This window comes from Flagellimonas hadalis (assembly GCF_007785775.2).
Lineage (GTDB): Bacteria > Bacteroidota > Bacteroidia > Flavobacteriales > Flavobacteriaceae > Flagellimonas > Flagellimonas hadalis.
In genome coordinates this window covers 30,046-56,671 of record NZ_VNIK02000016.1, presented here as the reverse complement: position 1 = coordinate 56,671, position 26,626 = coordinate 30,046, and the positions used below count along the sequence as shown (strand labels likewise).

The 26,626-nt window shown below is 35.9% G+C and carries 19 protein-coding genes and 2 tRNA genes; 18 read left to right on the top strand and 3 right to left on the bottom strand.

Going from position 1 to position 26,626, the window contains the following annotated elements:
• The first annotated feature begins 71 nt into the window (after positions 1-71).
• From FOT42_RS16680 to FOT42_RS16650, 7 genes are all read left to right on the top strand, one after another.
• Positions 72-2,093, top strand: a complete 2,022-nt coding sequence (locus FOT42_RS16680; protein WP_151891657.1) for an HD family phosphohydrolase — start codon at positions 72-74, stop codon at positions 2,091-2,093.
• A 115-nt stretch (positions 2,094-2,208) separates the two neighbouring features.
• Positions 2,209-2,292, top strand: a tRNA-Ser gene (locus FOT42_RS16675).
• Between the two features lie 19 nt (positions 2,293-2,311).
• A tRNA-Pro gene (locus tag FOT42_RS16670) sits at positions 2,312-2,386 on the top strand.
• A 226-nt stretch (positions 2,387-2,612) separates the two neighbouring features.
• On the top strand, positions 2,613-3,851 hold the full coding sequence (locus FOT42_RS16665; protein WP_151891656.1) for a site-specific integrase: 1,239 nt from the start codon (positions 2,613-2,615) through the stop codon (positions 3,849-3,851).
• Positions 3,852-4,114: 263 nt separating this feature from the next.
• Positions 4,115-4,699 (top strand): BfmA/BtgA family mobilization protein, encoded by a 585-nt coding sequence (locus FOT42_RS16660; protein WP_151891655.1) that lies wholly within the window; start codon positions 4,115-4,117, stop codon positions 4,697-4,699.
• A 5-nt stretch (positions 4,700-4,704) separates the two neighbouring features.
• Positions 4,705-5,559: a MobB family relaxase gene (mobB, locus tag FOT42_RS16655; protein WP_151891654.1), complete on the top strand. Its 855-nt coding sequence runs from the start codon at positions 4,705-4,707 to the stop codon at positions 5,557-5,559.
• 297 nt (positions 5,560-5,856) lie between these two features.
• On the top strand, positions 5,857-6,513 hold the full coding sequence (locus tag FOT42_RS16650; RefSeq protein ID WP_151891653.1) for a hypothetical protein: 657 nt from the start codon (positions 5,857-5,859) through the stop codon (positions 6,511-6,513).
• Between the two features lie 182 nt (positions 6,514-6,695).
• On the opposite strand, the gene FOT42_RS16645 is transcribed toward FOT42_RS16650, so the two are convergent.
• Positions 6,696-7,655, bottom strand: a complete 960-nt coding sequence (locus FOT42_RS16645; RefSeq protein ID WP_151891652.1) for a BT4734/BF3469 family protein — start codon at positions 7,653-7,655, stop codon at positions 6,696-6,698.
• 356 nt (positions 7,656-8,011) lie between these two features.
• Here FOT42_RS16645 and FOT42_RS16640 point away from each other — a divergent pair, with 356 nt between their 5' ends.
• Complete coding sequence (locus FOT42_RS16640) at positions 8,012-9,688, top strand: reverse transcriptase domain-containing protein (protein WP_192938428.1); 1,677 nt, start codon at positions 8,012-8,014, stop codon at positions 9,686-9,688.
• A gap of 284 nt (positions 9,689-9,972) precedes the next feature.
• On the opposite strand, the gene FOT42_RS16635 is transcribed toward FOT42_RS16640, so the two are convergent.
• Positions 9,973-10,362 (bottom strand): helix-turn-helix domain-containing protein, encoded by a 390-nt coding sequence (locus FOT42_RS16635; RefSeq protein WP_151891650.1) that lies wholly within the window; start codon positions 10,360-10,362, stop codon positions 9,973-9,975.
• A gap of 196 nt (positions 10,363-10,558) precedes the next feature.
• On the opposite strand from FOT42_RS16635, the gene FOT42_RS16630 reads away from it, so the two are divergent.
• From FOT42_RS16630 to FOT42_RS16585, 10 genes are all read left to right on the top strand, one after another.
• A complete protein-coding gene (locus FOT42_RS16630; protein ID WP_151891649.1) occupies positions 10,559-11,353 on the top strand; it encodes an RNA polymerase sigma factor in 795 nt (264 codons plus the stop codon).
• 1 nt (position 11,354) lies between these two features.
• The gene (locus FOT42_RS16625; RefSeq protein ID WP_151891648.1) at positions 11,355-12,452 is read left to right on the top strand and encodes a hypothetical protein; all 1,098 of its coding nucleotides are present in this window, start codon (positions 11,355-11,357) and stop codon (positions 12,450-12,452) included.
• A 307-nt stretch (positions 12,453-12,759) separates the two neighbouring features.
• Positions 12,760-12,948, top strand: coding sequence for a helix-turn-helix transcriptional regulator (locus FOT42_RS16620; protein WP_151891647.1), 189 nt, complete (start codon positions 12,760-12,762; stop codon positions 12,946-12,948).
• A 16-nt stretch (positions 12,949-12,964) separates the two neighbouring features.
• Positions 12,965-16,210, top strand: a complete 3,246-nt coding sequence (locus FOT42_RS16615) for a helicase-related protein (protein WP_151891646.1) — start codon at positions 12,965-12,967, stop codon at positions 16,208-16,210.
• Positions 16,211-16,212: 2 nt separating this feature from the next.
• Positions 16,213-19,779: an Eco57I restriction-modification methylase domain-containing protein gene (locus FOT42_RS16610; RefSeq protein WP_151891645.1), complete on the top strand. Its 3,567-nt coding sequence runs from the start codon at positions 16,213-16,215 to the stop codon at positions 19,777-19,779.
• Positions 19,780-19,786: 7 nt separating this feature from the next.
• On the top strand, positions 19,787-21,184 hold the full coding sequence (locus FOT42_RS16605) for an HNH endonuclease family protein (protein ID WP_151891644.1): 1,398 nt from the start codon (positions 19,787-19,789) through the stop codon (positions 21,182-21,184).
• Complete coding sequence (locus tag FOT42_RS16600) at positions 21,184-23,037, top strand: AAA family ATPase (RefSeq protein ID WP_151891643.1); 1,854 nt, start codon at positions 21,184-21,186, stop codon at positions 23,035-23,037. The genes FOT42_RS16605 and FOT42_RS16600 overlap by 1 nt, the downstream gene beginning before the upstream one ends.
• 619 nt (positions 23,038-23,656) lie before the next feature.
• Entirely contained in the window at positions 23,657-24,109 is a 453-nt protein-coding gene (locus FOT42_RS16595; protein ID WP_151891642.1) for a hypothetical protein, read from the top strand.
• 113 nt (positions 24,110-24,222) lie between these two features.
• Positions 24,223-25,314: a TlpA disulfide reductase family protein gene (locus FOT42_RS16590; protein ID WP_151891641.1), complete on the top strand. Its 1,092-nt coding sequence runs from the start codon at positions 24,223-24,225 to the stop codon at positions 25,312-25,314.
• Between the two features lie 25 nt (positions 25,315-25,339).
• Positions 25,340-25,681: a DUF4369 domain-containing protein gene (locus FOT42_RS16585; RefSeq protein ID WP_151891640.1), complete on the top strand. Its 342-nt coding sequence runs from the start codon at positions 25,340-25,342 to the stop codon at positions 25,679-25,681.
• Positions 25,682-25,865: 184 nt separating this feature from the next.
• On the opposite strand, the gene FOT42_RS16580 is transcribed toward FOT42_RS16585, so the two are convergent.
• A complete protein-coding gene (locus FOT42_RS16580; RefSeq protein WP_151891639.1) occupies positions 25,866-26,576 on the bottom strand; it encodes a VIT1/CCC1 transporter family protein in 711 nt (236 codons plus the stop codon).
• Positions 26,577-26,626 lie beyond the last annotated feature (50 nt).

Genomic DNA, 26,626 nt, shown 5'->3' with positions numbered 1-26,626 from the left:
AAGCTATAAGAGGGTACAAGCCCATCATGTTCGTTAATATTTTCTATTTTTGATGTTGACAGCACTCGGCTATGGGAAAAACACTGGATAATATCTACAAACACCAATCACTGGTTTACAAGTATTTCCTCTATTTTGTTTCCGTTGCCTTGATTGTCTTCTTTTTTCCGAAGGGAGGAAAGTTCAAATATGATTTCCAAAAGGGAAAACCTTGGCAATACGAGAACCTATATGCCCCCATCGATTTTTCCATTCAAAAGTCGCAAGAGGAAATAGCCCAAGAACAACTCACGATCCGAAACAACAAAACGGATTACTATGCCTTTGAGTCCAATGTGGTGGCAAATGTCAAATCCGAAGTGGAAAAAGGACTTGGTGCCATGTTTTCTTCACAACAAAGGCGGGAACTCTGGGGCTTGGCCGAAGAAGCTATAGATGAAGTGTATGCGGCTGGAGTTTTTGAAGAACTCCCCAAAGCCAGTTCCATTGTGGTAGTGAAGAACAATGAGGCCCTTCCACTGGGTAGCAATGGTTATCTGGATGTTACCGGGGCCAAGCAGAAAGTGTCCAAAAAGTTCTCCAATAGTGGTAATTCAGGGGCCTCCGGAGCGGAGGAACTGGTGAAGCGAAGCATAAAGTCCAATTTAGTGCATGACCGATCCTTGACTGAAAGCGCGTTGAACGATGAACTTTCCAAGATTTCCTATACGCGGGGCGAGGTCTTGCAAGGAAGGCTCATCATTGCAAAGGGCGAGATTGTGGAAGCAGAGGATTTTAAGATCTTGAACTCACTGAAGGATGAATACGAATCTGAACTTTGGAGGGGCAACAATTACTATTTCATTTTGCTGGGGTATATCATTTTGGTGGCTTTGGTGCTTATCATGCTCTTTCTCTTCTTGAAACGTTACCGGAACGATATTTTCAAGAACAACAATAAGGTCACCTTCATTTTTTTCAACATACTGCTCATGGTCATTGCCACGACCTTGATGGTGAAGCATTATGAGAACTATGTTTATATGGTGCCCCTGTGTATCCTGCCATTGGTGCTCAAGAATTTCTTCGATGCCAGATTGGGTCTTTTTGTCCATGTGCTCACGGTACTCATCCTTGGTTTTGTGGTGCCCAACAGTTTTGAATATATCTTTTTGCAGATCATTGCCGGTATCGTGACCATTTTGACGGCATCAGAGCTTTATAAAAGGGCCAATCTCTTCATTTCAGTGGGTCAGATCACTTTGATCTATATCATTGGCTATTTTGCCTTTCATGCCATCCATGAGGGCAATCTGGAGAATATTGAATGGATCTTGTTCGGGGTTTTTGTCGTGAACGGACTTTTGACGCTTTTTGCCCAGCCCTTGATATATATGTTCGAAAAGCTTTTTGGTCTTATCTCAGATGTTTCATTGCTGGAACTTTCGGATACCAATTCCAAATTGCTCAAGGAATTGTCCGACAAGGCTCCTGGAACATTCCATCATTCATTGCAAGTGGCCAATCTTGCAGAGGCCGCGGCCAACGAGATCGGGGCCAATGCCATGTTGGTCAGGGTAGGGGCCCTGTACCATGATATTGGTAAAATGGAGCATCCGACCTACTTTACCGAAAACCAGATCACGAGTGTAAATCCACATGATGACCTGCCCCCCATGGAAAGTGCAAAGATCATTGTGGACCATGTCATTGATGGCATCGAGATTGCCCGAAAGAACAATCTGCCCGATCGTATCATTGATTTTATAAGGACCCATCACGGAACCACTTTGGTATATTATTTCTTCAAGAAGCAGCAAGAACTGGACAAGGATGTGGAAGAGGATGATTTTAGGTATCCCGGCCCTATTCCCTTTTCCAAGGAAACAGCCATTCTGATGATGTCAGATGCAGTTGAGGCCGCTTCCAAGAGTCTTAAAAACCCAACTTTTGTGGTCATAGATGAGTTTGTGGAAAAAATTGTGAAGGGGCAGATGCAGACCAATCAGTTTTTGAATGCCAATATTACCCTGAAAGAAATAGAAATGGTCAAGAAAGTCTTGAAGCAGAAGCTCACGAATATCTACCATTTGAGGGTGGAATATCCAGAATAGCAGAGGGATGCAAACTATTGGGTCAAAAAAATGGAAAAATAGTTGCGATCTATTGGATGAAAAGGTACATTTGCATCCGCATTTTTGGAGTGCACGTTCAGGAAAAAAATTAATAGGAGAGGTGCCGGAGTGGTAACGGAGCAGATTGCTAATCTGTCGACGGGTAACCGTCGCCTGGGTTCGAGTCCCAGTCTCTCCGCTTTTCCCAACTACTAGTACGGGGTGTAGCGTAGCCCGGTTATCGCGCCTGCTTTGGGAGCAGGAGGCCGCAGGTTCGAATCCTGCCACCCCGACTTAACTTATTTAAGTAAAATCAAAACACTGTTAATCTTATGATTTTCAGTGTTTTGTGTTTTTAAGCATATCGTTTGAATTCATTTAATACCATTTAAAATCATATCAAGCGTGTTCCCATCGGGAGCAAACACCTACAGTTCTTGTTGTAACTTTAAATGACTTTTAGAACCATTTTTCTTGTGTTTTGACTTTCACAGTATTCACACTCTAAAAGGTTACAACATGCAGAAAAACAATCGTTTAACAATCAATTTCTTTACGAGGAAGCACAAGGTTCAATCCGAGAACCGGATTGTCTATTGTAGGATCACCATCGATGGTGAGCGCACCGATTTTAGCATAAATCGGGAGATTAAATCTAATTTATGGGACAATAGCCGTAAAAGGGGAAAGGGATTTTCCAGTTATGTAATCTCCCTTAACAAGTACCTGGACCATATTTATACAGGTCTACATGAGGCCCATAGGCTATTGATGGTGGAAGAGAAGGTAATAACTCCTTTAGCCATAAAAGCAAGGTTCTTTGGGGAAGATGATGGGGGTAAAACATTGAAACAATTGATTGCCTACCACAATGGAACCATGCACACCTCATTGCGCCCCGGAACCAGAAAGAACTACCATATTACCGAACGGTGCATAAATCTCTTTTTAAAGGAGGAATATGGTGTGGAGGATATAAAGCTCAAAAAATTGAATTACCGTTTTATATCCGACTTTGAACAGTATCTAAGAAAATACAGGCCATCAACCCGTACCAAGTGTACCAATAACGGGGCCATGAAGCACATGGAACGGCTTAAGAAAATGTCAAGGTTAGCAGTAAGGATGGAATGGCTTTCAAAGGATCCCTTTGAGAACTATAAACTGCACTTTGTCAAAGCCCAAAGAGAACATTTGACGAAAAGGGAACTTGGACTCATAGAAGAAACCAGTTTCACAAAACAAGGCGTTGAAAAGACGAAGGATGTATTCCTGTTCTCCTGTTATACAGGCCTATCCTATATAGATGTAAAAGCACTTAGTCCCGACAATGTTATCAAAGGAATAGACGGCAATGATTGGTTGTTTACCACAAGGACGAAGACAGATGAAAGACTCAAAATACCATTGCTGCCTCAGGCAAGGGATATCATCAAGAAGTATGAAGGATCTTCTGAAAGGAAAATAAACAATATCCTTTTACCCGTTTTCAGTAACCAGAAGGTGAATTTCTATCTAAAGGAGATCAGTAAAGCCTGTGGAATCCGTAAAAGGGTCACATTCCACACAGCAAGGCACACTTTTGCGACAACGGTAACCTTGTCCAATGGAGTCCCAATAGAAACAGTCTCCAAACTGCTCGGCCATACCAAACTGTCCACTACCCAGATCTATGCAAAGGTACTGGAACACAAGATTGGTGAGGACATGCAGAATCTAATGGAACATATGCAGACAAGCCGATCAGCCGAAGGATGATTAGGTAGTATTCATTCAGTCCCGCTTGCGGGACGTAGGGAATAGCAAGAGGGTGATGCGCAGATTGCGCCATCACGGTTGTTTTCGGGCTTTCAACAAGTTGAAAACCAGTTGATTGAATAGATTTTGGAATACTGTAGAAAATCAGGGGCTACAGTAGACTTTTCCGAAATCTACAGTAAACCCTTAGGGAAGTCCTATAAACACTGGAAATTTTTGACGCAAAAATTGATGCAATTTGACGAAAAAACAAAATCGCACCTATGGAAAAGCAAAAAACAAACGGCAGAACAAAGAAAGGGACAGGAGGTTATTCCAATATCACCGTAAATAAAGAAACGGCCACACGCTTTCGCGCTTATTCCAAACAGTTCAACAAGTCCCATAGCGAGGTATTGGATGGAATGGTACAATACTTCAAGGAGAACAACCTTTATCCTTTTGGGGAGGGAACCAAGATCATCGTTGACAGTATCAAAAAGCTGGAGCGTCAGATGATGAAAAAATTCGATAGGCTCATCGCCATTATCAAGAATATGGAAAAGACCAGTATCAGGCCGACCTATGAAATGATGCTCATACTTTACGAGGCGTATGTAAAGGATGGGAGGAAACCTAAACGTGAACCCGTCAAGATACAGGAAGAGCGAATAGATTTTTTGGAGCCTAGGAATACCGTTCCGAAAACAGAACATGACAGAATGCTAAAGGAATTTGAAAGCTATAAAAAGCATTGCAATGAAATCCTCAACAATGTGGAGAAGGTGGAACCCATGATGGGCAAGACCTATCTCAGGGTCAATATGGACATCGGGGAGTTTGAAAAATTAAAGTACCATTTAAGATAACGGCTATGTACCTTACCATCTCGGCACAGAAAATGGGCAGCACCTACGACTCCAGTGTAGGGAACTATGTGGATNAAAGAGAATTACAGGCAATTGGAAATGATCCAAATATGCTAAGGGAATACACAAGGAAGCTCATGGAGGACTATGCCAAGAGTTTCCATCGCAACCAAGAGGTAAAGGCCGAAAACTTGAAATATTATGCAAAGATAGAGCATGAACGCACCTATCGAGGATTTGATAAGCAGGTGCAAGAGAATGCACCGTACCGGGGAGAAATAGCAAGGCTCAGGAACGAGATACGGAAAGTGGAGCGTGGAGAATCCATCGGGAATGTCAAGGAGCTTGAAAAAAGAATCAAAGAGCAAACGAGATTGGCCCCGCATAAACAGAACGGACAATTGGTGGCCGCAGGGATGCAAAAGGAAGGGCCACAGACCCACATCCACATCATAGTAAGCAGAAGGGACGTGACGAACACCTATACGCTTTCCCCAATGGCCAAGCACAAGGCATCCGAAGTGGAACTGAACGGAAGGACGGTCAAGAGGGGATTTGATAGGGACAGTTTTTATCAAGCAGCGGAGAAAACTTTTGATAAAACAACGGGGTTCAAACGAAACTATGTGGAATCCTATGCAGGGAGAAAGGCCCATGCCAAGGAACCGGGGAAGTTCTTTGCCAAGGTCATGGGACTGCCCACCAAGGAAAAGGATATGGCCTTTAAACTACTTAAAACAATGGGGGTCAAAGCTCCCAGTATCCCGACCAATAAAGTGCAGATTGCGGCCAAGATTATAAAGGCACTTGGGAGGGGTATCGATAAAGCTAGGGGCACAGGTGAGGACATGGGTTATTGAAATCCAAAAAGTAGGTGCGCCCTATCGTGTTTTTGCTTTACGCTTATCTACCGGAACACTACAAAAACCCGATAGGATCCATGCGCAAAAGTTGGGGTAAGATTTGGGGCTATTATAGTTCTATATTTAAACAGTTCGGCTTTAAGTGGGACCTTACAGTATATGGAAAATAGATATTTTAGGACACATTGACACGATTTTAATGTTTTGATTGAATTTTTGTCAGTGTTTTCGTGAAAAACAATAAAATCATCAGTTGGTCTAACAATTGACTTAAAAAAACAAATTAATGGATTTATGAGCACTGTAGTTGTAATTGGAACCTATCATGTTGAAGAAGGGGCATGTACATCTGAAAAATTGCTCAAAATCATAGAGGAGATTTCACCTGAGGTAATTTTTTGTGAAGCAGCACCAGAGGTATTTCCTGAAATGATAGATGCAACGGAGAAATTTAACCCTCCTGAAATAAAAATCATTAGAGAAATTTTAGCAGACCACTCCATTAAAATAGTTCCTGTTGATATTCATGGTATTGTTGTAGGTGATGAACGCATTGATGAAATTTTTGATTGGATCATTGAAAAAATGGAGAATTATAAGAATGCAACGCGTATTCAAATAGATGAAACTTACAAAGAGGGATACAAATTTTTGAATAGTAAAAAAAACGATAAAATCAACTTTGACAAGGCATTAATGGAGAGAGAAATAATAGCCAAAGAAAACAATAGAGAACTCACTTTGGACTATGTTAAATGGGTAAATTGGAATAACTATCGTGAAAATCACTGGATAAAATTAATTCTTGAAAATTTTCATGAAAATAAATTTAATACTGCTGTTTTAATGGTAGGCTCAGCACATAGAGTTGGGTTGCAACATAAGACAATTGAATTAGGGTTCACTGGTAAATTAGATCTAACCTGGAAATTCGATTATTTGAGTAATTGATTTCTTTCCGATTTTGGGTATCATATAATTTTTTCCCAAAAAGAGACTTATAGAAAGGAGCGTGTAAATCTAAAAGTGTTTAAAGACAATAGGAATTTTTCAATATTAAAAGAATACCTGTTATTCGCAGATTCTACATGGCCGATTTTATGAATAAAAGCACGTTGTAAGTCGCTCATTTATTATGATTTATCTTTTCCAGTTAAAAATCCTTTTTCTTTGGCATAAAAAATTATAGTGCCAAAGGATATTGTTGATGGTAAATCCAACTTCCTATTGTTATAACAATATTGAAGGATATTTTTACTTTCAATTTCATCGTGCTTATCTTTATCTAGTTCACACAATTGCAAATAATATTTTTCACCAAGATCATAACTAAAGGTAGCGGCAATAGCAACTGCAACTCTAAACCACTCATCAAAGGTATTAGTAATTGATAATTCTTTCCTTTTCAAATATTTAATGATTTGCCCAATAATTCTTCTATGCTCTCTTTTATTCAGACCTTCCGTTGCGTATGCACTTTTTGTAAGTGATACATTTTTTCTAGTTGTTTTTATTCTATTGTTTTTGCGCTCTATTATTGGGTTGAATTTATCAGTAAAAACTTCGGAATTATTATTGTGATACAAGTTCTCATCCCATGAAACAAAACACAGTCTTGTCACATCACTTCCACTGTTATCTAGTTCAATGTTGTAATTTAATTTATAGTAATTTTTTATTGCCTGAAAACTTGCCCTGTGTTCTTCGGGACTACTATCAATTCTAACTAAGGCTTTCAAACCTTCTCCTGATGGAGATAGCCAAACTGCAAAAGTGTATTTATCGCTCTCTATTTCTCTTTTAAACTTAAATATGTCTTTAGCTTCAATATGATCCACATCCAATATCATCAAATTGTTGTATTGCACTAAATGTTCAAGCTTTCTGCCGTTTACAAATGTTCCACAAAAAGTTACTAACGGTAATTTTATTTTTAATGAATTGTAAGAATCATAGTTGTTTTTAGAAGTAAAATATCTACACTTTTCAATGATATTTTTGTATTTTCCTTTTTTAATATCCAAAAGTTCCCCCATCAATTCAGACTGGATTGCACGTTTTGAATAAATATTATCGAATTTGGAAACATTCATATTTAAACTTAAAAAATAAAATAATAAATTTAGTTCATTTTGATTTAAGGCGTAAGGAAGGGTGGGAACTCTCTCATCATATTGAACAGGTACGGAGGTTTTACCTCCTAGGTGCGAGTAAGGCGTAAATTATTGCTTTGAAAGTGCTGAAACAATTTACAAGACCTAATAATCCTGATGCTAATGGTCTTCGCTGTATTTTTTTGTATGGCCATGTATCTCAATCAAATTGATTACTACGCTTACGCCTTATTTCAATAGTGGACGATTTCTTAGAATATTATGCTGAATCTTCTCTTGTAAAAATGCTCTGCAAGCATAGGGCAAGAATATCTCATCAAAGACATAAAAAACATATGATTAGAGATATAAGCCTACATGATAGAACAAATAAAATATCAATTCCGAAAACTGATAAAGAGTTCATTTTCTTACAATCAATTTTTCCATCAAGAAGAAATTGGAAAAAGCTTAATCAATACGAAAGATTGCATAAAACAAAGTTTACCAATAGTATTGAACGAAATCAGCACAGACTTTGGAAGTCATACAAACACGAAAAATACTTAGTTGAAAAAAAAGCTAAGAAGCCTGAAAATTGGTATCAAAACCTGACTGATTTTTGTAAATCAATTAGGGAAAAGGTCGATAAAATAGAAACTAATGGCTATAAAATTGACAAGCCGACTATATTTCCATTACCTAAATCGTTGAAAAGCGGAATTTTTGAATACCGACCAATTGCCAAATATAAGATTGAAGATAAGATAATTACATCGGCCTTTGCAAGGTATCTTACCGTTAAGTTTGATGATATCTTTTTGGATTGCTCTTATGCGTTTAGAGCAAGAAGAAATGGTGAAATTCCAAATCACCACGATTCAATTATTAGAATATTGAAGCATAAAAAAAAATTCAAAAAACTGTGGGTAGCGGAATGTGATATTCAAAAATTCTTTGACACGGTTCAACATATTCATTTAGAAAAGATTTTCATTGAGGCAATTAATCGTCTAAGAAAGAATGGCATAGATATTTCACCAAAGGCAATGAGATTGTTTCATTTGTTTTTAAATTCATATTCCTTCAATAAAGACGTCCTTCCTAAAAATCTTGATCCTAACTATTTTAAAAAGAATGGAGTGCCACCGGGTATATTTAAATGGGTAGGCGGCTATTTAAAAACATGTTACGATAAAGATTATGTTAACAACTATAGGATAGGTGTACCCCAAGGAAACGCCGTTTCATGTTTCATTTCAAATCTCATTTTAAGCAAGATAGATGAAGAAGTTCTTAGAACGGATGAAAATCTTATGTATGTAAGATATTGCGATGACATGGTTATTGCTCATACTGATAAGGTGATTTGTAAAAAAGCCCTTGAAACATACAAGAAAGGCATAAAAGATAATTTTTTGTTATACCATGATTCTGAAAAAATTCAGGACTACAAAAAATCACCAAAGGTTTTTTGGAAATTCAAATCGAAAGAACCTTATTTCTGGGGCAATAAACATGAAGGCGTGAACAATGTTCCATGGTTGTCATTTGTTGGTTACCAAATAAATTATAAGGGAAATATACGGGTTAGAAAGAGTTCGATTAATAAAGAAATAAGAAAACAAATTAAAGAAACCCAAAGGATTTTACATGCCTTGGGAATGGATAAGAATAGAGAATTAGCCGATATTGATAAATTTTCAAGGAAGAGTCAAAACCAAATTATTTTTAGCCTTCAACAGCGCCTTATTTCAATGTCAGTTGGAAGAATGACACTCTATAATTATGAACTTGAAGATTTTAATCAGGGATTATGTTGGACTAATGGCTTCTTTCTATTGTCAAATAATACTATATCAAAAAAGCAACTGAAAAAACTGGACAAATCAAGAGAACAACAGATTTCATATATAAAAAGGAAGATAAAGAAATTACAAAAGGAAACGGAAGATATAGATGATATTCCAAAACATTTAAGAGATATTTATTTCGGCAAACCATTTAGTTATTTTCAATATATAGATAAATAAAATTGAAAGTGAAGGCTAGACGAATATGCCTGCCAGAGGGGGGTATTGAATTTGTGGCTATTACAAAGAGATATTGCCTTGGGCTTTGTGTGGATAAACCGGACATAATATACCACCTTCGCCGGATAAAATTGAGCACCCTCAATCACGACACAAAAATATGGATTTCAAATCACTACCACCAAATATTGGATGGCTAAAATTTTTCGTTTTTGGTGGCCTCAACAATTCGGCTCATCCACACTTTTATTGGAATGACAAAAAAAGTTGTTGGCCGAAAGAAATTATTTCTTGCCCAAGAGTTTTTCCAAGTATTCAACCTTATCCTTTTCAGCTTGAACAAGACGCTCATAAAGTTCAACTACTTTATCAATTGGATTAAAGGTTGGTTGATGTAAAATTGCATTTAATGCTGATTGGTCATGGAAAGAATTTGAAATAATGTTTAAAACAGATTCTTCGGAAAAATTCTCGATACCTTCTTTAGTAACTCCCAACGCCTTTGCGATTTCTTCAAGTTTCTTATCCTCTAAGGTTTCACTTTTTTCCAAGGTTGAGACACTCTGCTGACTGATTCCCAATTCCTCAGCTAGGGTTTCTTGCTTCATTCCCTGGAGTTCCCTGATTCGGGCAATCTTTCTTCCTATATGATTAGTTTTTGTCTCTGTCGGCATAACTTAAAGATATTTAAAATATTCCTTTGTTTACCCCTTTTGGTAAAATACAACCTCATACGGGTAATTTACAATGGGTTGTGGTGGGTTACATTTTTCTACACGACTAATTTAAACGAAAATTTCAGCTTGGAAAAATTCCAAACTAAAGAATAAGAAATTCATCAATACCTAAGAATCTCAAAAAAACAAATAAATGGAAAATCAACATTTCCTAGAAGAATGCTATGAACGCCTAAAAAAGGGTTGTGCCATTTCCTTTTCTGAAATCTACACAAAATATAACAGACAGATTTTCTGGTTGGGCAAGAACTTTCTCGATGATAGTTTTGTTGTGGAGACATTGGTTCAGGATGTATTCTTGAAGTTGTGGGTTAATAGGGACAGTTTGGAATCACCCAAGCACATTTATTTTTTCCTGAGGTTTGTGATGAAAAGGGAGTGCATTACATACTATATACGCCCAAGGAACAAGTTTTTCAGGAAAGTCCACTCGTTGGAGAGTTTTGAGAATTACCAAGACTATATGGTCGGGTATGACCCCGCTGAAGACAATAACAATGTTAAACTACAGGAAGGGGAACAAAAGAAGTTCCAAAGTATCGAACGCGTCCTGCCCCTATTGGATGACAGCAAAAGACATGTAATCAATCTTTGTTTAAAATACGGCTTTCAATATAAAGCCATTTCCAAAGTAATAGGGAAAAGTATCAATGAAACCTGTAGAGAAATAAAGGAAGCTATTGAAGACATTAAAAACATCCTTCATCAAGGTAGTAGGCTCGATTCCAGAAATAACAATACGGGTGAGATAAAGTTTACAGGCGAGATGACGGCAGAGCAGACAAGGGTGCTTAAAATGCGTTGTGAACTAAGATATTCCTTTTCCAAAATAGCCAATGAGCTTAACCTCTCCCAAAAGGAGGTGCATCAGGAATTCATGATAGCCTATAGGCTAATGGAAGCAAAACATCAATTGCAATCAGCCTAGTATGGAAAAGTCAACCCTAAAACTCACTCGAAAGATCCAAATACTGATCGACCTCCCTACCAAGGAAGAGAAAAAAGAGGCCTTGGATAAACTTTACCAGTGGCAGAACCGATGCTTTAGGGCGGCCAACCTTATAGTGACCCACCTTTATGTTCAGGAAATGATAAGGGAATTCTTTTATCTATCAGAGGGGATAAAATATAAATTGGCTGATGAAAAGAAGGATGAACAAGGAATGCTTAACCGTTCTAGAATAAACACTACCTATCGAGTGGTATCAGACCGTTTCAAAGGAGAAATCCCCACAAACATATTGTCCAATTTGAACCAGGCCTTGATTTCCTCTTTTAAGAAGAACCAACCAGAGTATTGGAACGGTGAACGTTCTTTGAAAAATTTCAGAAGGGATATGGCCTTTCCCTTTGACTTGGAGGGTATGAGTGGATTATCCTATAACGATGAGAAAAAAGCCTTTTGTTTCCGATTATTTCAAATTCCATTTAAAACCTACTTGGGAAAGGATTTTACGGATAAACGGACATTGTTGGAGCGGGTAATGGAGGGCAAGACTAAGCTGTGCACATCACACATAAAGCTAAAAGATGGCAAGATTTTCTTATTGGCAGTATTCGAAATTGAAAAAGAAAACCATGACCTAAGACCTGAGATTATTGCAGAAGCCTCTCTGTCCCTTGAATATCCCATTGTCGTAAAGGTTGGGAGGGCAAGGCTTACCATTGGCACAAAGGAAGAATTTTTATACAGAAGACTGGCGATACAATCTGCACACAGACGGGCAAAGATCGGTGCAACCTATTCCAAATCGGGTAAGGGAATCAAAAGAAAACTAAAGGCAGTTGAAAGACTTGGTCAAACGGAACGTAAATATGTCCATAACCGTTTGCATGTCTATAGCCGGAGGTTGATCGATTTTTGTGTTAAACATAGGGCAGCAACTCTCATACTTTTGAATCAGGAGGAAAAAACTGAGATTGCTAAGGGAGAGGGATTTGTGATGAGAAATTGGAGCTATTGTGATTTGATTACCAAAATAAAATATAAGGCCAATAAAGCAGGTCTCGAAGTTATAATTGATTAACAAAACCGATGGAGGGTGCTTGTACACCCGTAAGGTGAGGTCAATGACACTCACTAAATGCTAACTGCATATACAACGCGTGGGCTCTCTTATTTTAAAGAAGGTGCTTGAATTCGAGGCCTCGAAAATAAATTTATAACTTTAAAAAATTGAAGGCCTTTTAAAGCTTACTTTCCGCAACTAAATCACTTCAAAGTTTAAATATCACTGTGCAAATAGTGGTTAGGTAAATTGTCCTGATAAAAACACAAAGTAAAACGGTGTGTTTATACAAAGTAAATTCTATATTTAGAATTTAAACTCTCCTATGAATCGTATTAAAGAAGTTTTAGAAGAAAAGGGCATTAAACAAGTATGGTTGGCGGAAAAGCTCGGCAAAAGCTTTAATTCGGTAAATGCCTATGTCCAGAATCGTACTCAACCAAGTTTGGAGGTACTTTATGAAATAGCAGAAATATTAAACGTAAAAGTGACTGATCTTTTAATAGAGAATTAATTGAAGAAGAAATAATATGTCAAATATAGACCAAACAGACTTAACGTTTTTTACTAATGAAGAAGGTCATAGTTTATTAAATAGATTCAAATCAACTTTACGTGATACACAATTGTTCGATGTGTTAGTTGGCTATTTCAGGTTAAGTGGTTTTCATAGATTATATGACTCTCTTGAACCTTTAGAGAAAATTAGGATACTGGTAGGGTTAAATGTAGATAAGGACTCTTATGATATTATTTCACATCACCAAGAAATGGCGATGTTGGATTTAGAATCACATAAAAGAACCAAGAAAGTATATCAAAAGAATTTACTTGAAGAAATTGAATATACTGAAGAACCTGAAAACAAACTACAAGAGGGTATTGAAAAATTCATAGCGTTCTTAAACGCAGATTGTTTAGACCCTGAAATAGATAAAGCATATCACGGAAATGGTAAAAAATTAGAAATAAGAGCTTATCCGTCTAAAAACATACACGCTAAAGTGTATATCGGAAAGTTTAAACCAGAAGATAGAGACTACGGATTTGTTATTACAGGTTCAAGTAATTTTTCTGAATCTGGATTAATTGCAAATCGTGAATTTAATGTAGAGTTAAGAACAAAACGAGATGTGTTATTTGCTGAAGACCAATTCAATAAATTATGGGCTGAATCTGTAGATATTTCAGAAGATTTTATTGATACTATTGAAAATAAAACTTGGTTAAGTGAAAATATCACACCTTATGAATTGTACTTAAAATTAATTTACGAATATCTTGAAGAAGATATAAATCTAGAAGATGAGTTCGACCCATTTTTACCTGATGGATTTATGAAACTCAAATACCAAAGTCAAGCGGCCATTCAAGCAAAAAAAATACTAGATAGGTATAACGGAGTTTTTTTAGCTGATGTAGTAGGTTTAGGTAAAACGTTTATTACAGCCTTATTGTTACAACAGTTAATAGGTAGAACATTAGTGATTTGTCCACCTGTATTAAAAGAATATTGGAAGGATTCTCTTTTTGATTTTGGTATTAGAAGCTTTGAAGTAGAATCACTAGGTAAATTACCTCACATTCTTAAAAAAGGCACAGAGAGGTATGATTATATCGTCGTGGATGAAGCGCACAGGTTTAGAAATGAGGGTACTCAAGCCTACGCAGATTTATTAGAGATTTGTAACAACAAAAAAGTAATTCTTGTTACCGCTACGCCACTTAACAATACCATTAACGATATTTTTGCTCAACTTAAATTATTTCAGTCGCCAAAAAACTCAACCATTCCTGGGGTAGTGAATCTTGAAAAGTATTTTGCAGGTTTACGTACACGTTTGAATAAAGTAGATAAGGCAGACGTAGAATACAAACATCTTATTAAAGAAATATCAGATGACATTCGTAACAACGTATTACGTTATGTAATGGTACGTCGTACCCGTAATGATGTTATGACCTATTTTAAAAACGATATGCAAAAACAGGGTTTAGTATTCCCAACACTAAACGACCCCAGTAAAATTGTATATGAATATGAAGGGGATTTAGAAAATATCTTTAAATCTACCATTCAACAACTGTTAGAGTTTACTTATGCTCGATATACACCATTGTTATTTTACAAAGGAAACAAACAGCTAACCGAGTTTGAAAAGCAACAACAACGTAACGTTGGTGGCTTTATGAAAGGTATTCTCGTAAAGCGTTTAGAAAGTAGTTTTTTCGCCTTCCGAATGAGTATTACGCGTTTTATTAAGTCTTATGAGAATTTTATCGATATGTATAAATCAGGTACAATCTACATTAGTAAAAAAGTAGATGTATATGATTTGTTGGAAAACGACGATATTGATAAACTAGAAGAGTTGGTAAATGAAGATAAAGCGCATAAATACAAATCAGATGACTTTACCAAAAATTACCCTGAATTACTTCAAAAAGACCTTGATATTCTTAAAGGCATAAACGAGTTATGGTCAAAAGTTGATGAAGACCCTAAACTGGAAAAGTTTATCGAAACTTTAAAAACCGATAAAACCCTTAAAAAAAATAAGCTGGTCATTTTTACCGAATCTAAAGAAACTGGCGATTATTTATATGAAGCTTTATTACAAGAATTTCCAGAAAAAGTAATGTTCTTTTCAAGTAAAGGTGGTAGACATACTAACGATACTTTGCTATCCAATCACAATGTGTCAAGAGATATTATTCAATGTAACTACGACCCAAACCGAAAAAAGAAAGACTGGGTTAATGATATCCATTTCTTAATTACGACTGATGTATTAGCAGAAGGTATCAACTTACATCGTTCTAATGTCTTGGTTAATTACGATTTACCTTGGAACCCAACACGTGTATTACAACGTGCTGGTCGTGTAAACCGTTTAGGTAGTGCGTTCCCTTTTGTCTACATCTACAACTTTTTCCCAACTACGCATTCTGATGCGCATTTAGGACTAGAAGTAAACATTACAAATAAAATTCAAATGTTTCATGATATTTTAGGAGAAGATGCTAAATATTTAAGTGATGGTGAAGAATTTGGCAGTCAAGAGTTATTCAACACCTTAAACAATAAAAAAGCGTATTCAGGAGAAGATGAGGTAGGTGATTCCGAGTTAAAATATTTAGAAATCATTAGAAACATTAGAGATAATGAAGCCGACTTATTCGAGCGTATTAAAAAGCTACCGAAAAAGGCTCGTAGTGGTTTTAATAATAATGATGTTGAATTACAGACAATGCTAACTTTTTTCCGTATTGGCAAACTCAAAAAGTTCTATCAGTTTCAAAGTGGTAAATCTAATGAGGTGACTTTCTTCGATGCTGTTCAAGAATTGGAGTGTACACCAAAAACGCCAAGAGCTAAAGTCCCCGAAAACTTCTTTACAATGTTGCAAACCAACAGAGCAAAATTTACGCTCGACACTACATCTAAAGAAGAAACAGGTGGTAACAAAGGACGCTCTAATGCTAAATACATTGAAGACCGCATCATAAAAGATAAGCTATTTAAAAACTTTAAAGGCTTTACTGAAACCGATGAAGAATTTATAACGGCAGTAAAGGCAACGCTTAAAGAAGGTAAAATGGCAAAGAAAACGGCTCAAATTGTAAAAAAAGAATTGGAAAAAGTGATAGAACCTTTACAGGTATTGCAAGTATTACGCAAGTATGGTCGTATTCAGTTGGATATTACCAACAAGGACAATAAAAAATTTCAGAAAAGAGAAGTCATTCTTTCAGGATATATTACCAATAAGTAATTATGGATAAAAATTCAGCTATTAACCTAATTGATAAAACGTTTAACAACGCGTTTGATGAAGCACAGTTTACAAACTTCATTCAAAACCTATTAAACGACTTTGAAATAAAACCGAATAAATATAGTGGCAATACCATTTGGGAAGACCAACGCGAACACGTAAGCTATTATAAGCGCATTGGTAAATACATAGACCCAGAAGGCGAAGCTTTAGATGTCTTGATTGTTCAAGTAAAAAATGTTTCTAAACTGGAAAGAGCCAGAACGGCATTAAGAAACTTTGTGATTAAGCATCTTAATAATTTTGAAAAAGACTATGCTTTAGTGGCGTTTTATTCTAAAGAAGATGATGGATTCGACTGGCGTTTTTCTTTTATAAAAATGGAGCATCAATCCTATTTAGATGAAGAAAAGCAAAAAGTAAAAATGCGTAAGGAGTTTACACCTGCAAAGCGTTATTCCTTTCTAGTTGGTAAATACGAGAAATCGCATACCGCAAAAACGCAATTATTACCGCTTTTACAAAATATTGCTAATAACCCAACCATTTCAGAGTTAGAAAAAGCGTTTAGTATAGAACGTGTAACCGATGAGTTTTTTGAACAATACAAAAGCTTATACATTAAAGTCTATGAGTATTTTGAAAAACAAGATTTATCTATTTTTCAAGACAGCCAATTAGATGCGTCAGGCTTTACTAAAAAGTTATTAGGTCAAATAGTATTCTTATACTTCTTACAGAAAAAAGGTTGGTTAGGTGTACCTAAAAATGAAAGATGGGGTGCAGGTAAAAGACATTTTCTGCAACAACTTTTTGATGAGTCTTTAGAAAAAAATAAAAACTTCTTTAAAGACTATTTACAATATTTGTTCTATGAAGCATTGGCAAAAGAACGGGATAATGAAAATTCATATTACCCACGTTTCAATTGCCGTATCCCATTTTTAAATGGAGGGCTTTTTGAAGCACAATACGATTGGAGAAATGCCAACATTAGTATTCCAACCGATTTATTCCGTAACGATGAGAAAAACAAATCTGGAGATATAGGTACAGGTATTCTCGATGTGTTTGACCGTTACAACTTCACCATAAAAGAAGACGAACCTCTTGATAAAGAAGTGGCGGTAGACCCTGAAATGTTGGGGAAAGTCTTCGAAAATATGCTAGAGATAAAAGAACGCAAAAGTAAAGGAGCATTCTATACACCTCGTGAAATTGTACACTATATGTGTCAAGAAAGCTTGATACATTATTTAGATAATGCACTAAATAATTACAATAACACTTACCAAGAGTTAGGTAATAACCAAGCAAATATGTCTGGAAATCAGGGTGAAAAAGGGCAGCAAACTATACAAGCAGAAACTAATGAAATTATTGTACCCAAAGAAGATATTGAGCAATACATACGCGAAGGGCATTTAGCATTAGAAAACGATGTACGAGTGGCAGAGCGTGGCGAAACCAAAACCTACAAATTCTTATTGCCAGAAAGTGTGCGTAATAATGCCGATGTTATTGATAAAAAATTAACCGAAATACGCATTTGCGACCCTGCTATTGGTTCTGGGGCATTTCCTGTTGGTTTGTTACACGAGTTGGTAACTGCACAATTAATATTAAAACCACATTTAAGCTACAATTACTTAAATAATAAATTAAAGGAGTTTGACTTTCACGAACGAGAAAGCGTTAGCGAAAGTCGTTATGTGTACCGCTTAAAAAAGCACATTATTCAAGAAAGTATTTATGGGGTAGATATAGACCGTTCTGCTATAGATATTGCACGTTTGCGTTTATGGCTCTCTTTAGTGGTAGATGAAGACGATTTAGAACCCATAGAAACTTTACCAAACCTGGATTATAAAATTGTTTGTGGTAACTCGTTAATAGGTATGCCAGATGGCACAATGCGAGATTTGGAGGTTGAAAAAGAGTTAGAAACTTTAAAGGAAGAGTTTTATACAGTTACTAACGAGCAACGCAAAAAAACGTTACGTAACAAGATAAACACTAAAATAAGAGAGCTTTTAGGTACAGCCGAAACTTTTGCCGGTTATAAAATTGATTTTGATTTTAAGCTCTACTTTTCTGAAGTATGGCGTGAAAAAGGTGGTTTTGATGTGGTGATTGGTAATCCACCATATGTTCAGTTACAGGATAAAGAAAGAATTTCCTCCAATTTATTGAAATATTATGGTTTACAAAACTTTAGAACATTTGTAAGGTCTGGAGATATTTATAGCTTATTTTATGAGCAAGGCTTAAAATTGTCATCACCTGTAAATGGAATATTGTCATATATAACTTCAAATCGATTTTGTTTTACAAATTATGGGGAGTCAACGAGAAAGTTTTTATCTGAATATAACTTAAAACAAATCATAAATCTTAACAAGGTAGAGGTATTTAAAGAGGCCAATGTGGGGACCATAATTACCATTGTAGAAAACAATAAATATAGGAAGGGAAAATTAAGAGCTGGAGAATTCAATAGCTATAATACAAACGTTTCATTTATTGATCAACTCTTTGAACAATCTAAAATAATTGATAGTAAATATTATAATTCTTCACAATGGGCATTTTATGATGAAACCATCCTAAATCTTAGGGAAAAAATAATCGGGCAAGGGACTCCCTTAAATAAAGTGAAAGACTTATCAATAAACAGAGGCATTACTACTGGATTAAACAATGTCTTTTTAATACCTGTAGAAAAAGCATTTTCTGTATTTAAAAACGAAAAAAGTTTTGAAATTTTAAAGCCAGTTTTCAAAGGCGCAGAAATCAAAAGGTGGAAATGTAAAGAGCATAATTATTTCCTGTTTTACACTTATTCAGGAATAAAAATAAGAAACTATCCAGAAGTATTTGAGTATTTGTCTGATTATAAAGAAAAACTTAGTAATGTTTATGAGGCTAGAAAAGGGAAAAAGGAATGGTATGAACTGAGGAAATGTAGGTATTATGATTCTTTTGCAAAAAGAAAAATTATCTGGACGCGACTTTCGAATATAAACTCCTTTGCTATTTCAGAAAACGGTGAATTTTCTATTGACTCTACATCCTTTGCTGTCGGAAAAAATCTTGAATATTATTGCGCAATCCTCAACTCAAGAATAGTCTATTTCTATTTTGTGCTTGGTGGAGTAATATGGGGTAAGGACGGAATTAAATGGTTTGGAGATTATTTCGACAAAATACCTGTGCTACTCCCAACAAGTGAGACAGTTAACATTTTTGAAATCCCTTATTTATACCTTAAAACACTTGCTCATAAAGAAGGTTTTAGGTCGCAATTTGATTTTTTTGAAGAATTAATCGATGCGATGGTGTTTGAATTATATTTTCCTACTGAATTGAAATTTTATAAAAAAGAGATTCTTAAACACCTTTCAGACCTAAAACCTATTACAGTAGGTATAAGCGAGGAAGAAAAGTTAGGCGTTATACAAAGCGAGTATGAGCGTTTATATCACCCAGACCATCCCGTACGCTATGCAATAGAAACTTTAGATAGTATAGAAGAGGTACGTATTATTAGAGAGGCATTAAAATAATTAAAAAATGGCATTTAATCCAAAGACAGAATATACAATAGTTCCAGAAAGCTTTCCTATAGAAGATTTTCATAAATACAAAGATGAGTTTGTAACAAGACCACCATACCAACGTAAAGCAGTATGGAAGGTAAAAAAGAAACAAGCCCTAATGGATAGTTTGTTTAGGCGATATTACATCCCCAAGTTAGTTATTCGCAGAGTAAGATTAAGTGATGAACGTACAGTTAATGAAATTGTAGATGGCCAACAACGAATTACCACTGTACAGGAGTTCTTTGAAAACAAATACAAATTACCTAAAACATTGGCAGATTTAGGTGAAGGTATTGCAGGTAAATATTATAAAGACCTTAATTCAGAAGTCCGAAAGTTTATTGATAGATCCTTAACCTACCAAGCCGATGTTATTTTAAACATCGATGAACCAAATAATGTAAACCACCAAATTATTGCTACCGAGATTTTTTGGAGGTTACAACAAGGGGAAACCTTAAACTATATGGAAGTTGCACACGCGCAATTATCAAGTTTAAGTAGAAATTTTATAGTAAAATATGCTGATGACTTAACCTTTGATTATAACAAATACGAGCCAATAGATAGTAATCCAGATAAAATGCCATTTTTCAAACTATTGAATGTAGATAATGATAGAATGAAGCATTTACAATTTATGGCGAGGTTTCTTCTTATTGAAAAAAATGGTGGTTATGCAGAACTAGGGGATAAAAAAATAACAGAGTTTATTGAAGAAGCCAAAACATCTAATGGTATAGGAGATTATACTTTCGAGAATAATAATGAAGCTGTTGCGGTACGTAAAAATTTAAAAGTATTCTACGATATTTTTAAAGATGACCCAATGTTAGACGATAAAAACGGCATAAAGGAGTTTTCAGTAGAGTATTTCATCATTTCTGTATATATGCTCATTCGTCATTTAAGAATGCATTATGTGTTAGATGATGATACCAAAAATACAGTTCGTGAATTTATTTATGCTTTTCATACGCGTTGGAAAACTTACGAAGATTCTGAAGATACTGATATGTTGACGTTTAGTAATCGTAGGCAGCAAGGAGAACACGATTTAGAAGTCAGAGATAGAATTATGAGACAAATCTTTTTCGAGTATTTAAGAGATAAGAATTTTGAGTTAAAAGAAAAAGATGAAAATAGAGCCTTTTCAGAGTTACAAAGAATCATAATTTATCGTGATGGTAAAGGATTATGTCAGGAGTGCCTACGTGAAGGTAAACCCGAAAAAGAAGCTAGAGTAAGTTGGTCAAATTATCAAGCTGACCACGTTTTTCCACACGCTAAAGGAGGTCAAACTATTTTAGAAAATGGAGAGTTATTATGTGTGCATCATAACCAATCTAAAGGAGCTAAAGTAAGTTAATGATGAAAATTCAAAATATAACCATAAATAAATACAAGGCTTTTCAGCGTTCAGAAAATATTAAAGTCGGTGGTAAAAATGTATTCATCTATGGTGAAAATGGCAGTGGTAAAAGCTCGGTTTATTATGCGCTTAAAGATTTTTTTCAATCAAGCGTTGAAAATATTGATATGGCAAAATTGCGTAATTTATATTTAACCGATGGGGAAACTGATTGTGCTATTGAAGTTGAGTTTGATGGTAATGCAAAATTCACTTTAAATGAGAGTACAAAAACCACAAACGTGGTATCAATTACAGACTGTAACAGATTAAAGAGTTTTATCACGTATAAAAATTTAATGGCAGTTCATAATGTTAAGATTAAAGATAAAATTGATGTTTTCGATTTAATCGTTAATGGAGTTTTAAAACATTTCAAATCACAAACCATAACAAATGGTATTGAGCTTAAAACCTTATGGGATGAAGTGATTTTGGAGAGTAAAAAAACAGTAGCTCGTGGTACAGGGGACTTTAATCAGTTTAGACAGAAACAATATGCTGTTCAAGCTAAAGCAGATTTGCTTAACAATGCTCTAAATAAATTGTTTTTAACTGGTAATCCTGATTATTTGGGTCCAGAGATTAATCAAATACTAACTAGGTTAGCGCCAGGTTTAGAAATAGAATTATTAAGGAATACAGTTCAGATAGATAATAAAGGAAATGTTAATGGTTGGCCAAAAATATTGCTAAAAGTAACTAACAACGGTACTTCTTTAGAAAATAAGCAACCTCATTTCACCTTAAATGAAGCCAAATTATCTGCTATAGCAATTAGCATTTTTTTAGGTGCAATATTAAGGCAGGCAAAATTTTCAGGGGATTTGAAAGTATTATTCCTTGATGACATCCTTATTGGTTTGGACAATGAAAACCGTTTGAAGTTGTTGGAATTACTTCAAGAAAATGGTGTTGAAGAAAGTAAAAGACTGTTTAGGGGGTTTCAATTGTTTATTACTACTTATGACAGGCATTGGTATGAAGTAGCAAAAGTTCACTTAAGAGATTGGAAATTCCTTGAATTTTATAAAGGTGATAATGGTCCCGTAATAATAGATAATGACAAGGGAGATTTAGAAAGAGCTGAAGACTATTTCGATGCTTATGATTTTCCTGCTGCGGCAAATTATTTAAGAAAGGTTATAGAACAAAGTTTGTTAGAAAAATTACCTGATTATTATACTGTAAATGAGAAAGTAAGAGGATTAATAAAACCCCCAAATCTAGAAACCCTTATTGATAGATTGAGAATATACTATGAAGAGCTAGAGCTTCAACCACCTATAAATCTCATTGATAGTTTAAAAAAGTATAAAACAATTCTATTCAACCCAATGTCGCATAATGATATTAAGAGTCCAATTTACAAAAATGATTTATTGGATGCTTTTAAGGTTGTTGATGATTTAAACAAAATTAATTTACCTAAAATCGATTTATTGATTGAGAAAAATAAAGTATTTAAAATTGCACTACCGGCAATTACTTATGAGGCTGAATTTACTTTAGCTGGTAATTTATATAAAATAGATAATGAAGGAACGAATACAATAACATCACCAAAGTTAGCACTTTCTTTCTGGAAAAGAGAGGGTGTAGATTATGCAATGGATTCTGGTTCACCACCACAGCAATATTCACAAGCTGAAAGATTAAGGATTGTTTCTAGAGGCCCATATAATTTAACTCAAATTTTATCTTCTTTAAATAGAACATTTACGGACAGAGGTGTAGCGAATATTGTTGAAACTGATTTAAAAAATGCAATGGTCTGTGAAGGAAAAACGCTCACTCAGTGGTTAGTTTAATGGTTAAATAGTCTGCTATTATTATATTTAAAGAATTATTTTTGTTTTATATTTAAAAATAATTATTGCACAAAAAATTTGTGTTCAAAAGTTGTTTTTTGTTTTCCGTGTTCTTAACGGGAATGCCTTTAAGATTAAGGTGTCAATGCATTGATAATTAAATATTTATAAATCGGATGTGGTTTCTGCCACCCCGACTTAAGGAGAAACCAATCAATGGGTTTCTCCTTTTTTTATGCAAATAAGTATCTGTAAATCAAACAATTATTGTCTGGCTATATTTGGTTCGATTTTCACGAACAAAGTTTTCGGACTTTAGTATCGAATTGTTTAAAAAATTGCCCCAGTTCTCTGTTTTGCAGTATTTTCCGAGCAGTTCGATATCCCCTTAAGGTTCTGATATTTTCATCTTCTTTGGTTCCTTGAGGTTCTTTGACATTTAATAGAGAAGGTCCAATATAACAGTCGTCTCATAACGGACGTATGCTCCGTAGACTGGCGGACAACAATATAAGGTGTCAGAAGGGCAATAATTATCCCATTCGCCTAAAACATCGTTTATTCATTATCCCAAAGTCAAACACACAACAGGATTATTGCAACAAATCAAAATCGCAGAATGAAATATCATTATTTTTTAGTTTTACTACTTTTTATCAATAGCTGTAAAACTCCCGAACCGGCCACAAAACAGGTCCCGCAAGTAAATACAACTGCCGGTTGTATCCTTGGCCGCTTACCCAGGACCACCAATTATGAAAACCAAATAGAAGACTACCTATCCATTTATAAGGACACCATTATTGAAATTGAATCCGTTCAGATAGGATCGCACCATTATAAAAGCCTGCTCGATCTGAAAAAATCGGAACGCTATATCTATCTTGTTTCAACTAAAGAGAGTGACCCGGACTCATTGTTGATCCATTGTCTTACCCCATTAAAATCAGTCGATGCCACGTTCAATAGGGAACATTGTGAAATTGAACTGGAAACCAGCGAATTTGATAGGAACGGAACCCCCATTTTTACGAATTATCAAACAGTCCACCTGGCTGATGATAGTCCATAACATGACGTTGTGTGGCCGTGAAGCTACCTATTAACAGTCTCCCTTTATGGGGATGGCATCAAAAATCAATATCTTTAAGCAAATGGTGGCCAAGTAATATATAAACAGCAAAAATGCGTTTTTTAATTGTATCCATATTATTGACATTGTCTATTTCCTGTCGGGATAAACTGGAAACAGAGGGATATAACATTCGAGGTACTGCAAGGAATGTGGTCGACAGCACTAAGATTTTATTATATCTCTACCCCAATACGGCGACAGTTGCTGACTCTACAGTGGTCATAAACGAAGCATTTTCATTTGTCGGAAAGGTCAACCGTCCAACATTGGCCCATTTACGGATCATGAGCAGCAATGATGACAAAACCTTTTGGTTAGAGGACAATGAAATTACCATTATAGGGGAAAAAGGAAAGTTTTCAGAGGCACAAATAACCGGTTCCGAAACACAGAGGGAATCTGAACTTCTTTTGGAAAGAAAGGATTCCATTTATAAAGAAATGAAAAGTCTTGAGGCATTGGTAACGGACAATAACCGGGATTCCCTTTTTGTGATCTATGAACAGATGCAGCATGTTGAAATCGATATCAACAACAAATTTATTCGGGACTATCCTGGATCCTATGAAAGCCTTACCCGCCTGAATTGGTCAAAGGAATTAATGGGAGGTGAAGAAACCGCTAGGGTATTTGCATTATTGGCCCCTGGTTTGCAGTCTACAGAAGAGGGCAGATCCATTGCTACATTTATAGACAAGAACAGAAACCTGAAAATCGGTGATAAGTTCGTTGATTTTACCCAGCAGGATAGCAACGGGCAGATGGTATCACTTTCAAAAATAATGGGGAAATATACCCTGGTCGAATTTTGGGCCTCCTGGTGTGGCCCCTGCCGAAGTTTTAACCCGGAATTGATGGAACAGTACCGGTTGTACAGCGACAAGGGATTTGAAATTCTCGGGGTATCTCTGGATTCCGATGAAAAAAAATGGAAAAAGGCCATTGAACAAGACGGATTGTTGTGGAAAAATGTCAGTGATTTAAAGGGGAATGACAATGAGGCTGCCATGATTTATGGGGTACGGGACATTCCTGATAATTTTTTGATAGATGAAAACGGTACCGTCATTGCCCAGTTCATACGCGGGGAAAAATTGGAAAAAAAACTCAAAGAGCTATTTCATGGCAATACCGACAGGTAGTTGACCGAACAAAACGAAAATCAGGATGAAACGAACAATTTTTGCACTGCTTATCCTAACCATGGTTTCTTGTGGTAAAAAGGAAAAAAATGAATTTTCCCTTGTGGGAAGGACAAATGGTATTGTAAATGGAACGGTATTATATATGGAGGATATTTTGACGAAAGAAACCATATATTCCGCAAGGGTGCGAAGTGATTCGTTCCGTTTTGGCACAAAACTTCCCAGAACACCTGTTCAGGTGGTCTTACGAACAAAGGACTATTCCCATTACCGCAATCTATGGTTGGAAAACAAGGCTATGACCTTCGGCCAGTCCCGGTCAGATTTCAGGAAAGCAACCGTAGAGGGATCCCTGACTAGATGAGCCAGATGGCCGATACCACCAAAAACGGAAAATTTGAGCCACCCGATAATTGGTCTTAGTGGTTTGAAAATCAACTTTTTCTTGTATATATAGCGATGCTCAATTTTATCCGGCGAGTGTGGTATACTATGCCCAGCGTTTCCACCAATGTCCTCCTTTCATAATTATTTATTGTTTTTTAAAATTAAACATTTACTCCGAAAAGGTAGCCGACTAATGCAGAAAGTACCATTGCGATTGTTCCCCAAATAGTAATTCTCAAAATTGCTTTTTTAATACTTGAACCACCAGTTTTAGCCGATGTTGTCCCAAGAATTATTAAGAAAATGATAGTAAAACCATACAGCCAATATTCCATTCCTTTCACTGGAGCAAAGAAGACAACCAAAAGAGGTAGTATTCCGCCAACTGTAAAAGAGGCCCCAGAAGCCAACGCTGCTTGAATAGGGTTTGCCTGACTAATTTCGTTAATCCCTAATTCATCTCTAATGTGCGTTCCTAATGCATCTTTTTCGGTCAGTTCAATTGCCACTTGTTTTGCCGTTTCCTTTTTCAGCCCCCTTTTTTCGTAAATCTGTGCCAGGATGTTCAGTTCTTCTTCCGGCATTTCTTTGAGTTCAATTTTTTCTCGTTCTATATCGGCTTTTTCTGTATCAGTTTGTGAACTTACCGAAACATATTCGCCTGCCGCCATTGATAAAGCTCCCGCTACAAGTCCAGCTACTGTTGCTAAAACTGTAGGCTCTCTTGTTGCACTTGCTGCTGCAATACCGATAGCTAAGCTTGAAATAGAAATTATTCCATCATTCGCTCCTAATACAGCTGCTCTTAACCAGTTACTTCGATGAATATAATGGTTGTCTAAATAGTTATCAATTGTTATTTTTTTATTCATTTCTGTGTTTTAAGTGGTCTCAAATTACGCCCAACGACCTCGCCCCGTAT

Excerpts from the sequence above, each read along its gene's own strand:
- FOT42_RS16680 (WP_151891657.1), top strand. The coding sequence starts at position 72 with ATGGGAAAAACACTGGATAATATCTACAAACACCAATCACTGGTTTAC.
- FOT42_RS16665 (WP_151891656.1), top strand. The coding sequence starts at position 2,613 with ATGCAGAAAAACAATCGTTTAACAATCAATTTCTTTACGAGGAAGCAC.
- FOT42_RS16660 (WP_151891655.1), top strand. The coding sequence starts at position 4,115 with ATGGAAAAGCAAAAAACAAACGGCAGAACAAAGAAAGGGACAGGAGGT.
- FOT42_RS16650 (WP_151891653.1), top strand. The coding sequence starts at position 5,857 with ATGAGCACTGTAGTTGTAATTGGAACCTATCATGTTGAAGAAGGGGCA.
- FOT42_RS16645 (WP_151891652.1), bottom strand. The coding sequence starts at position 7,655 with ATGAATGTTTCCAAATTCGATAATATTTATTCAAAACGTGCAATCCAG.
- FOT42_RS16640 (WP_192938428.1), top strand. The coding sequence starts at position 8,012 with ATGATTAGAGATATAAGCCTACATGATAGAACAAATAAAATATCAATT.
- FOT42_RS16635 (WP_151891650.1), bottom strand. The coding sequence starts at position 10,362 with ATGCCGACAGAGACAAAAACTAATCATATAGGAAGAAAGATTGCCCGA.
- FOT42_RS16630 (WP_151891649.1), top strand. The coding sequence starts at position 10,559 with ATGGAAAATCAACATTTCCTAGAAGAATGCTATGAACGCCTAAAAAAG.
- FOT42_RS16625 (WP_151891648.1), top strand. The coding sequence starts at position 11,355 with ATGGAAAAGTCAACCCTAAAACTCACTCGAAAGATCCAAATACTGATC.
- FOT42_RS16620 (WP_151891647.1), top strand. The coding sequence starts at position 12,760 with ATGAATCGTATTAAAGAAGTTTTAGAAGAAAAGGGCATTAAACAAGTA.
- FOT42_RS16615 (WP_151891646.1), top strand. The coding sequence starts at position 12,965 with ATGTCAAATATAGACCAAACAGACTTAACGTTTTTTACTAATGAAGAA.
- FOT42_RS16610 (WP_151891645.1), top strand. The coding sequence starts at position 16,213 with ATGGATAAAAATTCAGCTATTAACCTAATTGATAAAACGTTTAACAAC.
- FOT42_RS16605 (WP_151891644.1), top strand. The coding sequence starts at position 19,787 with ATGGCATTTAATCCAAAGACAGAATATACAATAGTTCCAGAAAGCTTT.
- FOT42_RS16600 (WP_151891643.1), top strand. The coding sequence starts at position 21,184 with ATGATGAAAATTCAAAATATAACCATAAATAAATACAAGGCTTTTCAG.
- FOT42_RS16595 (WP_151891642.1), top strand. The coding sequence starts at position 23,657 with ATGAAATATCATTATTTTTTAGTTTTACTACTTTTTATCAATAGCTGT.
- FOT42_RS16590 (WP_151891641.1), top strand. The coding sequence starts at position 24,223 with ATGCGTTTTTTAATTGTATCCATATTATTGACATTGTCTATTTCCTGT.
- FOT42_RS16585 (WP_151891640.1), top strand. The coding sequence starts at position 25,340 with ATGAAACGAACAATTTTTGCACTGCTTATCCTAACCATGGTTTCTTGT.
- FOT42_RS16580 (WP_151891639.1), bottom strand. The coding sequence starts at position 26,576 with ATGAATAAAAAAATAACAATTGATAACTATTTAGACAACCATTATATT.